The 12,990-nt window shown below is 68.2% G+C and carries 14 protein-coding genes; 8 read left to right on the forward strand and 6 right to left on the reverse strand.

The annotated features are described in order from the left end of the window. Window positions 1–21 precede the first annotated feature (21 nt). The 6 genes from MWN52_RS09050 to ykgO all read right to left on the reverse strand — a co-directional run bounded on the left by MWN52_RS09050 (window position 22) and on the right by ykgO (window position 4,522). On the reverse strand, window positions 22–1,254 hold the full coding sequence (locus MWN52_RS09050) for a TraB/GumN family protein (protein ID WP_286577537.1): 1,233 nt from the start codon (window positions 1,252–1,254) through the stop codon (window positions 22–24). 3 nt (window positions 1,255–1,257) lie between these two features. Further along, window positions 1,258–1,797 (reverse strand): GNAT family N-acetyltransferase, encoded by a 540-nt coding sequence (locus tag MWN52_RS09055; protein ID WP_286577538.1) that lies wholly within the window; start codon window positions 1,795–1,797, stop codon window positions 1,258–1,260. 22 nt (window positions 1,798–1,819) lie between these two features. Continuing rightward, a complete protein-coding gene (locus MWN52_RS09060; protein ID WP_130531300.1) occupies window positions 1,820–2,704 on the reverse strand; it encodes a carbon-nitrogen hydrolase in 885 nt (294 codons plus the stop codon). Window positions 2,705–2,814: 110 nt separating this feature from the next. After that, window positions 2,815–3,846 (reverse strand): agmatine deiminase family protein, encoded by a 1,032-nt coding sequence (locus MWN52_RS09065; protein ID WP_286577539.1) that lies wholly within the window; start codon window positions 3,844–3,846, stop codon window positions 2,815–2,817. 122 nt (window positions 3,847–3,968) lie between these two features. Continuing rightward, on the reverse strand, window positions 3,969–4,295 hold the full coding sequence (locus MWN52_RS09070) for a hypothetical protein (protein WP_130531304.1): 327 nt from the start codon (window positions 4,293–4,295) through the stop codon (window positions 3,969–3,971). Between the two features lie 101 nt (window positions 4,296–4,396). Continuing rightward, window positions 4,397–4,522, reverse strand: coding sequence for a type B 50S ribosomal protein L36 (gene ykgO / locus MWN52_RS09075; RefSeq protein ID WP_010342887.1), 126 nt, complete (start codon window positions 4,520–4,522; stop codon window positions 4,397–4,399). Between the two features lie 177 nt (window positions 4,523–4,699). Between ykgO and cmk the strand changes: the two genes are divergently transcribed. From cmk to galU, 8 genes are all read left to right on the forward strand, one after another. Continuing rightward, a complete protein-coding gene (gene cmk, locus MWN52_RS09080) occupies window positions 4,700–5,380 on the forward strand; it encodes a (d)CMP kinase (protein WP_130523030.1) in 681 nt (226 codons plus the stop codon). Between the two features lie 162 nt (window positions 5,381–5,542). Then, window positions 5,543–7,234 (forward strand): 30S ribosomal protein S1, encoded by a 1,692-nt coding sequence (gene rpsA, locus MWN52_RS09085; RefSeq protein WP_130518674.1) that lies wholly within the window; start codon window positions 5,543–5,545, stop codon window positions 7,232–7,234. An 81-nt stretch (window positions 7,235–7,315) separates the two neighbouring features. Continuing rightward, entirely contained in the window at window positions 7,316–7,624 is a 309-nt protein-coding gene (locus MWN52_RS09090; RefSeq protein ID WP_130518672.1) for an integration host factor subunit beta, read from the forward strand. A gap of 109 nt (window positions 7,625–7,733) precedes the next feature. Then, on the forward strand, window positions 7,734–8,015 hold the full coding sequence (locus tag MWN52_RS09095) for a LapA family protein (RefSeq protein WP_130518670.1): 282 nt from the start codon (window positions 7,734–7,736) through the stop codon (window positions 8,013–8,015). A gap of 6 nt (window positions 8,016–8,021) precedes the next feature. Next, entirely contained in the window at window positions 8,022–9,200 is a 1,179-nt protein-coding gene (gene lapB / locus MWN52_RS09100) for a lipopolysaccharide assembly protein LapB (protein WP_286577540.1), read from the forward strand. Then, complete coding sequence (locus MWN52_RS09105) at window positions 9,200–10,171, forward strand: MraY family glycosyltransferase (protein ID WP_286577541.1); 972 nt, start codon at window positions 9,200–9,202, stop codon at window positions 10,169–10,171. Before lapB ends, MWN52_RS09105 begins: the two co-directional genes overlap by 1 nt. 7 nt (window positions 10,172–10,178) lie before the next feature. Continuing rightward, window positions 10,179–12,089 (forward strand): polysaccharide biosynthesis protein, encoded by a 1,911-nt coding sequence (locus MWN52_RS09110; protein ID WP_286577542.1) that lies wholly within the window; start codon window positions 10,179–10,181, stop codon window positions 12,087–12,089. Beyond that, a complete protein-coding gene (gene galU, locus MWN52_RS09115; protein WP_130518664.1) occupies window positions 12,086–12,985 on the forward strand; it encodes a UTP--glucose-1-phosphate uridylyltransferase GalU in 900 nt (299 codons plus the stop codon). The genes MWN52_RS09110 and galU overlap by 4 nt, the downstream gene beginning before the upstream one ends. The last annotated feature ends 5 nt before the right edge of the window (window positions 12,986–12,990 follow it).

The raw sequence follows: 12,990 nt of genomic DNA on the forward strand, positions 1-12,990 counted from the left end.
CGTCCGTCGCCGGGCCGCGCCTCAGCCCAGCAGCTTGCGCGCCACCAGCACGCCGGTGATCCAGAAGCCGGCCATGCTGCCCAAGTTGGTCAGCATGAAGGTGAGCACCACGCGGCAGACGCGGTTGCGGTACCAGCCCTTGAGCGTCTGCGCATCGTCGCGCAGCGCCAGAAAGTCGCCGTAGGCCGGCTTGCGCAGGTGCACCTCGACCAGCGCGCTGAAGGCGCCGGCCGGCAGGCCCGGGCGGAACGGCTTGAGCGGCGCGGCGACGATCGCCGCCAGGATGCTCAGCGGATGGCCGGCCGCGGCCAGGCAGCCCAGCCCGGCCAGGCCGCCGGTCAGCAGCAGCCACTGCACCAGCAGCGTGCTGCCGACCTTCAGCCCGCCGCTGTAGAAGCCCCAGACGATGCCGCCCAGCACCAGCACGCTCAGCAGCATCATGATCCAGGGCAGCTTGCGCTTGGGCTGGACGAATTCCAGTTCGCTGCGCACCACGGCCGGGTCGGCCTGGTCCTCGGCCAGATGCCTGGCCAGGCCCTGCAGATGGCCGGCGCCGACCACGGCCAGCACTTCGCGTGCGCCGCCGGCCTGTTCGCGCAGGCTGGCGGCCATGTAGCGGTCGCGCTCGGCGATCACCGCCTCGTACAGGGCCGGACTCTCCTTGGCGAACTCGCCGAAGCTGGCCTCGAGCATGTCGCCCTGCTTGAGCTGTTCGATCTCCGCTTCGCCCACCTCGTCGGAGGCGAACAGGCCGCCGAGCAGGCCGGCGCCCAGCTTGAGCTTGCCGAACAGGCCCAGCTTGGCCGAGGCGCGCTTGAAGGTCAGGCCGACCTCGCGATCGATCAGGTGCACGGCCAGCCCGCGCGCGCGGGCCACGTCCACCGCGCGCTTGAGCTCGGCGCCGGGCTCGATGCCCAACTGCTCGGCCAGGCGCCGCTGATACGCGGCCAGCGCCAGGTTGGCGGCGAACAGCGCCACGCGGCCCTTGCGGATCACCTGCACCAGGTCCAGCTTGGCCAGCGCGTCCGGATCGCTCAGGGCCTGCAGGCGCTGGGCGTCCAGTTCGACCGCCACCGCGTCGTAGGCGCCGCTGTCGATGGCCTGCTGCACCGCCTCCACGCTGGCCTTGGACACGTGCGCGGTGCCCAGCAGCGTGTAGCGCACGCCATCGCGTTGCACCACGCGCTGCGGCTGTTCGGCCGCCTCCTCGTGCGCGGGCGTGGCGGGCAGGGCGGTGGAATCGGAATCGGTCATGGATTACTCGTCGAAAGGAGCGCCAGCAGCGCCTTCACCCAGCGCACGCTGCATCTGAAGCAGGTCAAGCCAGCGGCCGTGCTTGCGGCCGATGCCCTGGAAGACGCCCACGGTGCGGAAGACGGCGCGCTGGTGCAAGCGCACCGAGGCGGCGTTGTCCGAGTCGCCGATCACCGCGATCATCTGGCGGAAGCCGCGCGCGGTGCAGGCCTCGATCAGCGCCTGCAGCAACGCGCTGCCGATGCCCCGGCCGTGCAAGGCCGCATCCACGTAGACCGTGTTCTCCACGGTGAAGCGGTAGGCACTGCGAGCGCGGTAGCTGCCGGCGTAGGTGTAGCCGGCGAGCCGTCCGTCGCACTCGGCCACCAGATACGGATAGCCCTGATCCAGAAGCGCCTGCATGCGGCGCCGCATCTCGTCCACGTCCGGCGGATCGTATTCGTAGGTGGCCACGCCGCCGTCGACCTGCGCGGCGTAGATCGCCGTGATCGCCGGCATGTCCTCGACGCGCACGGGTCGGATGCGCGGCAGCGCGGCGTTCATGCGGACGGCGCGCGCTGGGCCATCAATCGATGTAACGGCGGGTCAGGTCGCCGTAGGCGTCGATGCGGCGGTCGCGCAGGAACGGCCAGATGCGGCGCACGTGCTCGCTGCGCTGCAGGTCGACCTCGACGCTGAGGATCTCCGCCTCGCCGCCGGCTTCGGCCAGGAACTCGCCCTGCGGCCCCAGCACATGGCTATTGCCCCAGAAGTCGATCCCCGAGGCGCCCAGCGGCGAAGCCTCGTGGCCGACACGGTTGCAGCTGAGCACCGGCAGGCCGTTGGCCACGGCGTGGCCGCGGTGGCTCAGCACCCAGGCATCGCGCTGGCGGGTCTTCTCGTCCTGCGCATCGTCAGGATCCCAGCCGATGGCGGTGGGGTAGAGCAACAGGTCGGCACCGGCCAGCGCCATCAGCCGCGCGCCTTCCGGATACCACTGGTCCCAGCACACCAGCACGCCCAGGCGGCCGACCGAGGTGTCGATCGGCTTGAAACCCAGATCCCCCGGGGTGAAGTAGAACTTCTCGTAGAAGCCCGGGTCGTCCGGGATATGCATCTTGCGGTACTTGCCCGCCGTGCTGCCGTCGGCGTCGAACACCACCGCGGTGTTGTGGTACAGCCCGGCGGCGCGCCGTTCGAACAGCGAGCTCACCAGCACCACCTTGTGCTGTTTGGCCAACTCGGCCAGGCGCGCGGTGCTCGGGCCCGGGATCGGCTCGGCCAGGTCGAACTCGTGCACCGACTCGTGCTGGCAGAAATAGGCGCCGTTATGCAGTTCCTGCAGCAGCACCAGTTTGGCGCCGCGCTTGGCGGCCTCGGCCACGCGCTGCTCGATCACCGTCAGATTGGCATCGGCGTCGCCGTGGTTCTTTTCCTGGATCAGGGCAACGGGCAGGGTGCGACGGGTCATGGCGGCAGTGCGACAGCAGGGGAGAAGGAATGGTAACGCGGATGTGTGGGACGCCCTGCGTCCGCGCAAGGCCGCTCACGCGGCCGGGCGCGATGCCGCACGGCGCGGGTTCACGCGGCCAGCAGGCCTTCGGGCAGCTGCATGGTCACGCAGTGCAGGCTGCCGTTCTGCCAGATCAGCGGCCGGCAGGGGATCTGCACGATCTCCCGACCTGGATAGGCCTTGGCCAGCACCTCGGCGGCAGGGCCATCGGCCGGATCGCCGTAGGCGGGCATCAGCACCGCGCCGTTGAGGATCAGGTAATTGGCGTAGCTGGCGGCCAGGCGACGGCCGTCGTCCAGGATCGGCTGCGCCCACGGCAGCGGATACAGCGTGTAGGGCGCGCCATCGGGCGTGCGCAGCGCGGCCAGCTCATCGCCCATCGCGGTCAACTCGGCGTGGTGCGCGTCGCCGGCGTCGTCGCAGGCCTGGTAGACGATGGCATCGCCCGGTGCGAAGCGGGCCAGGGTATCGATGTGGGCATCGGTGTCGTCGCCTTCCAGATAACCATGGTCTAGCCACAGCACGCGCTGCTGCCGCAACGAGGTCTTCAGCGTCTCGGTGATCTGTCCGCGCGTGGCATCGGGATGGCGCTCGTGCAGGCAGCGCCAGGTGGTGAGCAGGGTGCCGGCGCCATCGGTCTCGATGCCGCCGCCCTCCAGCGCGAAGTCCACGCGCTGCACATAGGCATCGCGGAACACGCCGGCCCCGGCCAGCGTGCCGACCAGCAGATCGTCCAGCGAAGCCTCGTACTTGCCGCCCCAGCCGGTGAAGCGGAAGTCCATCAGCCTGAAGCCGTCGGCGCTGCGCAGGCTGATCGGGCCGGAATCCCGCAGCCAGGTGTCGTCGTATGGCGCCTCGACGAAGCGCACGCGGTCCATGTCCACGCGCGCCGAGCGCAGGCGCGCCTCGGCGTAGACCTGCAGGTCCGCGTCGGCCACGCAGATCACCACCGGCTCGAAGCGGGTGATGCCCGCCACCAGGGCGATATAGGTCTCTTCGACCGATTCCAGGCGCGCGGCCCAGTCGGTACCGGCATGCGGCCACGCGATGAGGATCGCGGATTGGGGTTCCCACTCCGCGGGGAAACGGACATTGGTCATCGGGTTTTCCATCAGCTGCGCCGGGATCGCACACCGGCAGGTCTTGCTTGATTATGCGGTGCTCGCATCGGGGCGATGACCGCGAGCCGGCCTGCGCATCGCAGGCCGCGCGTGAACCGGCTTCAGCGGATCGGCGGCTTGGGGCCGATCTCGCTGGGGCTGGCCTTGTTGGTCACCACGTCGATCACCTTGTTCTTCTCGAAGTACACGGTGAAGTTGGGGTAGACCCAGCGGTTGATCGTCGGCCACTGGCGCTTCTGCCCGCCGCGCGGGTCCAGGCGCTGCTGCGGCGCGCCGAACCTGGCTTCCACCTGGCCGGTGGTCAGCCCGCGCACGGGCAGGTTGGAGGCCGGATCGCGCGCCCGGTCGACCAGCAGGGTCTCCGCGCCGGACGGGCCGGCCAGCGCAGCCAGGGCAATCAGGGACAGCAGGCGCATGCGAGGCTTCATCACGAGGTTCCCCCAGGTAAGGTCGTCTTTATAGCAGAGCGACCGCAACAAAAAACCGCCCGGCGAAGGGCGGTTTCCGGTGCACCGTACAGCGCTGGAACTCAGCGCTGGCGGGCCTTGAAGCGCGGGTTGGACTTGCAGATCACGAAGACCTTGCCACGACGGCGGACCACCTTGCAGTCGCGGTGACGGGCCTTCGCCGACTTCAGGGAGGACAGGACCTTCATGACGTAAAACCTCGGCGTGGAATGGGATGGAACCTACTAAGCCCGCCATTCTAGCCTGGCTTTCCGAGTCGATTCAAGCAGTTGGCCGGAAATTTCTTCGCGTCCGCTCCGGAGGGTGCCGGCGAGGAGGCGCGCGTCGGCGATAATGCGGCGTTTCCCCTGCCGAGCCGCCACATGATGACAGCCTCCGTTCCCGTTCTCACCATCGATGGTCCGTCCGGGGCGGGCAAGGGCACCGTCAGCCGCCTGGCCGCGACCCGGCTGGGCTGGCACTACCTGGATTCGGGCGCGCTGTACCGGGCGGTCGGCGTGGCGGCCAGCTGGGCCGACCTGGACCTGTCCGACGCCGCCGCCCTGGTGCGCTGCACCTTCGACACCCACGTTAGCTTCCGCGACCAGGACGGCGCCGAGATGCGGGTGCTGGTCAACGGCGTGGACGCCACCGACGAGCTGCGCCTGGAGACCACCGGCACGGTGGCCTCGGCGATCGCCGCGATCCCCGAGGTGCGCTCGGCGCTGAAGGAGCGCCAGCGGGCGTTCCGCACCGCGCCCGGGCTGGTCGCCGACGGCCGCGACATGGGCACGGTCATCTTCCCGGACGCCCCCTACAAGGTGTTCCTGACCGCCAGCGCCGAGGAGCGGGCCGAGCGTCGCTATAAGCAGTTGAAAGACAAGGGGGTTTCAGTCACAATCGACGGTCTGCTGCGCGAGATCCTCGCGCGCGACGCCCGCGATGCCCAGCGCACGGTGGCGCCGCTGCGGCCGGCGCAAGACGCCGTCCTCATCGACACCACCGGCCTGGACATCGAGACCGTCGTGACGCGGGTGCTGGCCCTGGTGCCATCGCCCGCCGCCTGAGTCGATCGCGGCAGACATCAACTCCACCTCGTCCATGTCGGCCGGGGTGGTCATCCAACCAACCAACACACGGCAGCCGACCTTGGTGCCGCAACGGGTGGACAGGGGCCAGGCCGCGCAGGCGGTGAGCACCTGTCCGTGTGTCCAACTGAGTAATCAACAATGACCGAATCATTTGCAGAACTGTTCGAGCAGAGCCAGACCCATCTGGCCAAGCTGAAGCCGGGCGCCATCGTCGTCGGCACCGTGGTCGAGGTGCGCAACGACGTGGTGGTGATCAACGCCGGCCTGAAGTCCGAAGGCATCGTGCCGATCGAACAGTTCCGTAACGACGCCGGCGAGATCGACGTGGGTGTGGGCGACCAGGTGAAGGTCGCGCTCGACTCGCTCGAGAACGGCTTTGGCGAAACCGTCCTGTCGCGCGAGAAGGCCAAGCGCGCCATGGTGTGGGACGAGCTGGAAGAAGCCCTGGAGAAGAACGAGACCATCACCGGCCGCATCAGCGGCAAGGTCAAGGGCGGCTTCACCGTCGACATCAAGGACGTGCGCGCGTTCCTGCCCGGTTCGCTGGTCGATGTGCGCCCCGTGCGCGATCCCGGCTACCTGGAAGGCAAGGAGCTGGAGTTCAAGCTCATCAAGCTGGACCGCAAGCGCAACAACGTGGTCGTTTCCCGCCGCGCCGTCGTCGAGTCCGAGCACTCCGAGGAGCGCGAGGCCCTGATGGACAAGCTGCAGGAAGGCGTGGTGCTGAAGGGTGTGGTCAAGAACCTCACCGACTACGGCGCGTTCGTCGACCTGGGCGGCATCGATGGCCTGCTGCACATCACCGACATGGCCTGGAAGCGCGTGCGCCATCCGTCCGAGGTGGTGGAAGTCGGCCAGGAGCTGGAAGTGCGCGTGCTCAAGTACGACCGCGAGCGCAACCGCGTCAGCCTGGGCCTGAAGCAGCTGGGCGAGGATCCGTGGGACAACATCGCCCGCCGCTATCCGTCCAACAGCCGCGTGTTCGGCAAGGTCTCCAACGTCACCGATTACGGCGCGTTCGTCGAGATCGAGCCGGGCGTGGAAGGCCTGGTGCACGTGTCCGAGATGGACTGGACCAACAAGAACGTCAACCCGTCCAAGGTCGTGCAGGTCGGTGACGAGGTGGAAGTCATGGTCCTGGACGTGGACGAGGAGCGTCGCCGCATCTCGCTGGGCATGAAGCAGGTCGCCGCCAATCCATGGGAGACCTTCGCGGCCATCCACAAGAAGGGCGACAAGGTGTCCGGTCAGATCAAGTCGATCACCGACTTCGGCATCTTCATCGGCCTGGACGGCGGCATCGACGGCCTGATCCACCTGTCGGACATCAGCTGGAACTCGACCGGCGAGGACATCGCCCGCAACTTCAAGAAGGGCGACACGCTGGACGCCGTGGTGCTGGCCGTCGATCCGGAGCGCGAGCGCATCAGCCTGGGCGTCAAGCAGCTGGAGCAGGATCCGTTCGGCCAGTACATGGCCTCGCATCCGAAGGGCTCCAAGGTCGAAGGCACCGTCAAGGAAGTCGATTCCAAGGGCGCCACGATCGAGCTGGCCGACGGGATCGAGGGCTATGTCTCGGCCCGCGACATCAGCCACGAGCGCGTGGACGATGCCAGCCAGCACCTGAAGGTCGGCGACAAGGTCGAGGCCAAGTTCATCGGCATGGACCGCAAGGGCCGCACGATGCAGCTGTCGATCAAGGCCAAGGACGAGGCGGAGACCGCCGAGGCGCTGGCCGAGTACAACAAGACCGCCGCCGAGGCCGCCACCGGTACCACCAGCCTGGGTGCGCTGCTGCGCGCGCAGCTGGACGGCGGCAAGTCCGAGTAATCCCGCAACACGCTTGAAAACCATGCCGGCCCGGTTCGTCCGGGCCGGCCATGGTCATGCCCAACGCGCACCCCGCAGCCGATGACGAAATCCGAACTGATCGAGATTCTGACCCGCCGACAGCCGCACCTGAAGCCGGACGACGTCGACCTGGCGGTCAAGTCGCTGCTGGAGATGATGGGAAGCGCGCTGACCCGCGGCGAGCGTATCGAGATCCGTGGCTTCGGCAGTTTTTCCCTGCATTACCGTCCGCCGCGCATGGGGCGCAACCCTAAGACCGGCGACGCCGTGGCCCTGCCGGCCAAGCATGTCCCGCATTTCAAGCCGGGCAAGGAGCTGCGCGAACGCGTCAGCACCGTGGCCCCGATCGAAGAAATCGGCAGCGACTAGCGCGCCACTCGCGCCGTAGCGTCGCTTCCGCAACAAGGGCTTACGCCCAGCCTTCCCCAGCTGGCTGCCTCGGCTAAGCTAGGCGCCATTCGCCTCCCGGAGGGATCCCATGAATATCGTTCGCCTGATCATTGCCCTGGTCTGTCTGGCCATCGGGCTCATCATCGGCATCCTCAATACCCAGCCCATCACGCTCAACCTGCTGGTCACGCAGATCTCCACCGGCTCGGGCGCGGCCATCATCGTCTCGCTGCTGGCCGGCGTGTGCATCGGCGCGCTGATCGTGCTGGCCACCGTGGCCTGGCCGCTGTACGCACGCCTGCGCAAGGCCGGTCGCGTCAGCGCCCCTGCCACGCGTAACGACGCGGTGCCGCCGGGTCCGGGAGTCTGACGCCCGATGGAATTCCTCGACCAGTGGTTCTGGTTCATCCTGTTCGTGCCGCTGGCCGCACTGGTGGGCTGGGTGATCGGCCGTCGTGGCGGCCAGCGCCACAACGTCACCCAGGTCAGCCACCTGTCCAGCACCTACTTCCGCGGCCTGAACTATCTGCTCAACGAGCAGAACGACAAGGCCATCGAGCTGTTCCTGCATGTGGCCGAGCTGGACAAGGAGACCTTCGAGACGCAGGTCGCCTTGGGCCATCTGTTCCGCCGCCGCGGTGAGGTCGATCGCGCCATCCGCCTGCACCAGGGGCTGGTCCAGCGCAACGACCTGACCGACGCGCAGCGCGTGCAGGCCCTGCTGGCGCTGGGCGAGGACTACATGCGCTCGGGCCTACTCGACCGCGCCGAAACGGTGTTCACCGACCTGGCGCGCATCGACCAGCGCGCCCCGCAGGCGCTGCGTCACCTGATCAGCATCTACCAGGCCGAGCGCGACTGGGAGAAGGCGATCGACAACGCCACGCGCTATGAGGAAGTCACCGGCGAGCCGATGGGCAAGCTGGTGGCGATGTTCCAGTGCGAACTGGCCGAGCGCTATCGCACGGCCAACGAGGTCGAGGCCGCGCGCGCCGCCGTCGCGCGCGCCTATCAGGCCGACGCCAAGAGCGTGCGCGCCGGTATCCTGGAGGGGCGCCTGGAGGTCGAGGCCGGCCACCCGGAGGCCGCGATCCGCGCCTTCGAGCGCGCCGCGCGTCACGACCCGGACTACCTACCCGAAATCCTGCCCGGGCTGCTGGCCAGCTACGAGCAGGTGGGCGACGTGCCGGGCGCACGCGCGTTCCTGTCGGAGATGTGCGAGCACTACCGCGGCATCGCCCCGGTGCTGGCGCTGACCCGGCTGGTCGAGCGCCACGATGGCCTGCACCAGGCGCGCGTCTACCTGGCGCGCCAGCTGAAGGACCGGCCTTCGGTGCGCGGCGAGGCGGCGCTGATCGACCTGACCCTGTCCGAGGGCACCGATGCGGACGCCACCCTGCACGACCTCAAGCACATCACCGACCAACTGCTGGTGCGCAATCCCAGCTATCGCTGCACGCGCTGCGGCTTCGGCGCGCGCACCCACCACTGGCAATGCCCGAGCTGCAAGGAGTGGGGCACGGTCAAGCCGCTGCTGAACTACGCCGTCGTCTGATGCCGGTCCTGGCCTATGGCGTGGGTCTGGCCGCGCTTGCCGCGCTCCTGACCTGGTTGACGCGCCTCTACGCGCTGCGGCGCGGGCTGATGGATGCGCCGGGCGAGCGTCGCAGTCATCAGATCGCCACCCCACGCGGCGGCGGGATCGCCATCGTGGCGGTCGTGCTGCTGGGCTGCGTCTGGCAGGCCTGGAACGCGGACGCCGGGCAGGGCACACCCATCGTCTTGTTCGCGGTGGGCTTCGCCCTGGTCGCCGGCATCGGCTGGCTGGACGACCATCGCCCGCTTTCGGCGCGGCTGCGCTTTTCCATCCACCTGATCGCCGCCGCGCTGCTGGCGATCGCGCTGTGGCGGCTGGGGTATGCAATTTGGCTGGTCGTGGCCGGCTTCGTCCTGGCCGCCAGCCTGATCAACATCTGGAATTTCATGGACGGCATCAACGGGCTGGCGGCGAGCCAGGCCGCGATCGCCGCGGCCGGGTTCGCGCTGGTGCTGCCTTCGGGCTGGTCCCTGCTGGCGCTGGCGCTGTGCGCGGGCTGTCTGGGTTTTCTCCCGTTCAACTTTCCGCGGGCCCGCATTTTCCTGGGAGATGTCGGCAGCGGTGCGCTGGGATACGCCTTGGCAGCGCTTACAGCGGTCGCAGCCGCGCAGGCTGCATCGCCGATCCTGGTGCTGCTGCCGCTGACCATGTTCAGCGTTGACGCGGGTTTCACCCTTTCGCGTCGTGTACTGTCTCGCGAGCCGTGGTGGCAGCCGCATACCACGCACGCCTACCAGCGCACCGCCCGTCGTCTGGGGCATACCAGGGTGACAGCCGCTTGTGCCATCTTCACGCTGACCGCTACGATCATGATGGTGATGTCATGGCACTGGGACGGATGGTCCGCCCTGGTGATCGCAGCAACTTGCTTTGCCTTCGCCTCATGGACTTGGGTGCGGCTGCAGGCCAGGACCGGACTCCAAGGATGAGGACTGCATGAAGAATTGGCGCTCGCGCCTCTCGGTCACCGTGCCGCGCGTGGCGATCGTGTGCCACGACCTGCTGATGGTGTGGCTGTGTTGGCACGGACTGCATTGGCTACGTTACGCCATGGTGCCGGGCGCGCCGCCGCTGCCGTGGTGGTCCACCGAAAGCGCCATCGTCCTGATCGCTCAGGGCATCGTGTTCTGGCGCGTCGGCCTGTATCGCGGCCTGTGGCGCTTCGCCAGCGTTCCGGACTTGGCCAACATCTTCAAGGCGGGCCTGATCGGCCTGCTCGTCATCGCCATCTGCCTGGTGATCTACAACCGCATCGACGCGGTCTCGCGCGCGGCGCTGCTGTTGTACCCGTTCGGTCTTGTCGGCCTGCTCGGCCTGCCGCGGCTGCTCTATCGCGCCTGGAAGGACCATCAAATCGCCGATGCGGTCGATGTGCGCGCCAAGCGCGTGCTGATCCTGGGCGCGGGCCGTGCCGCCGAGGCGCTGCTGCGCGACCTGCGCCGCAGCGGCGCCTGGGAACCGGTCGGCCTGCTGGACGACGACGAGAAGCTGCAGGGCACCAAGCTGCGTGGCGTGCCGGTGCTGGGCAAGCTGGACGATGCCGCCAACATCGCGCGCGAAACCGCCGCGCGCCTGGTGGTGATCGCGATGCCCTCGCTGGACGCCTCGCAGATGCAGCGTGTGGTCGGCATCTGCGAGAACGCCGGGCTGCCGTTCCGCACGGTGCCGCGTCTGGTCGACATCCTGGAAGGCCGCTCGATGCCGGGCGAGCTGAAGGAGGTCGCGATCGACGACCTGCTCGGCCGCAAGCCGGTGACCCCGGACTGGAAGCTGATCCGCGGCTGGCTCGGTGGCCGCACGGTGCTGGTGACCGGCGCCGGTGGTTCGATCGGCTCGGAGCTGTGCCGACAGTGCGCCCGCCATGGTGCGGCCCGCATCGCGCTTATGGAAATCAGCGAGTGGGCGCTGATCCGCTCGCACCAGGCGCTGACCAAGGCCTTCCCCGATCTGGAAGTGATCCCGTTCCTAGGCAACTGCGGCGATCCGGCGGCCATCCGCCGCGCGCTGGCCATCGTCCAGCCCGACGCGGTCTTCCACGCGGCCGCCTATAAGCACGTGCCGCTGCTCGAAGGCCAACTGCGCGAGGCGATCCGCAACAACGTGCTGGTGACCGAGACCATGGCGCGCGCCTGTCGCGAGGCCAAGGTCGGCACCTTCGTCTTCATTTCCACCGACAAGGCAGTGGACCCGGCCAACGTGCTGGGCGCCAGCAAGCGCCTGGCCGAGATGACCTGCCAGAGCCTGGACGAGCGGGGCGGCGGTACGCGTTTCACCACGGTGCGATTCGGCAACGTGCTGGACTCGGCCGGTTCGGTGGTGCCGCTGTTCCGCGAGCAGATCCGCACCGGCGGCCCGGTCACGGTGACCCATCCGGACGTCACCCGTTACTTCATGACCATCCCCGAGGCCTGTCAGCTGATCGTGCAGGCCGCCGCCAGCGCCGCGCACGCCTCGATCTACACGCTGGACATGGGCGAGCCGATCCCGATCCGCATCCTGGCCGAGCAGATGATCCGCCTGGCGGGCAAGCAGCCCGGGCGCGATATCGCCATCACCTATACCGGCCTGCGCCCCGGCGAGAAGCTGCACGAGACGCTGTTCCATGCGGAGGAGCTGTACCGGCCGACCGCGCATTCGAAGATCCTCGAGGCCCGCGCCCGCGACGTTTCGCTCGAGGCTGTCACGCGGGCATTGCAACAGCTGCGTCAAGCTGTCGCCGATTACGATGATGAAACCATGCGCCGCGTGCTGCATGCGGCGATCCCGGAGTTCATCCCGGCGCCGGAGCATGAGGCCATGAACACCGTCGTCCAATTCCCCACTCGAGAGGCCAGGAACCACCGATGACCCAACGTATTCGCAAGGCAGTCTTCCCCGTCGCCGGACTTGGCACGCGCTTCCTGCCGGCCACCAAGACCGTGCCGAAGGAGATGCTGCCGATCATCGACCGGCCGTTGATCCAGTACGCCGTCGATGAGGCGGTCGAGGCCGGTTGCGATACGTTGATCTTCGTCACCAACCGCTACAAGCACGCCATCGGCGATTACTTCGACAAGGCCTATGAGCTCGAGCACCGCCTGGAGCAGTCCGGCAAGCACGAGCTGCTGGAGAAAGTGCGCAAGCCGCTGCCCGATGGCGTGCGCGCGATCTTCGTCACCCAGCCCGAGGCGCTGGGCCTGGGCCATGCGGTGCTGTGCGCCAAGCCGATCGTGGGCGAGGAGCCGTTCGCGGTGATGCTGCCGGACGATCTCATCGTCAACCGCAGCGGCGCCGGCGCGCTCAAGCAGATGGCCGATGCCCATGAGGCCACCGGCGCCAGCCAGATCGCGGTGCAGGACGTCGCCCCGGACAAGACCGACAGCTACGGCATCGTCGCCACCGAGGCGTTCAACGACCGCAGCGGCAAGATCACCGCCATGGTGGAGAAGCCCAAGCCGGCCGATGCGCCGAGCAACCTGGGCGTGGTCGGCCGTTACGTGCTCGACGGCAGCATCTTCAAGCTGCTGGAAGCCACCAAGCCGGGCGCGGGCGGCGAGATCCAGCTGACCGATGCGATCGCCACGCTGCTCCAGCAGAAGCCGGTGCATGCGTATCGCTTCAAGGGCACGCGCTTCGACTGCGGCGCGCACATCGGCCTGGTCGAGGCGACCATCAGCTACGCCCTGCACAGCGAGAAGATCGGCGAAGCGGCGGCCAAGGCGATGCGCGAAGCGCTCAAGGAACTGGGTGTGCGCGAGGACTGAGTCCG

Origin of the sequence: Pseudoxanthomonas winnipegensis (genome assembly GCF_030322905.1) — a bacterium.
Taxonomy (GTDB): Bacteria; Pseudomonadota; Gammaproteobacteria; order Xanthomonadales; family Xanthomonadaceae; genus Pseudoxanthomonas_A; species Pseudoxanthomonas_A winnipegensis.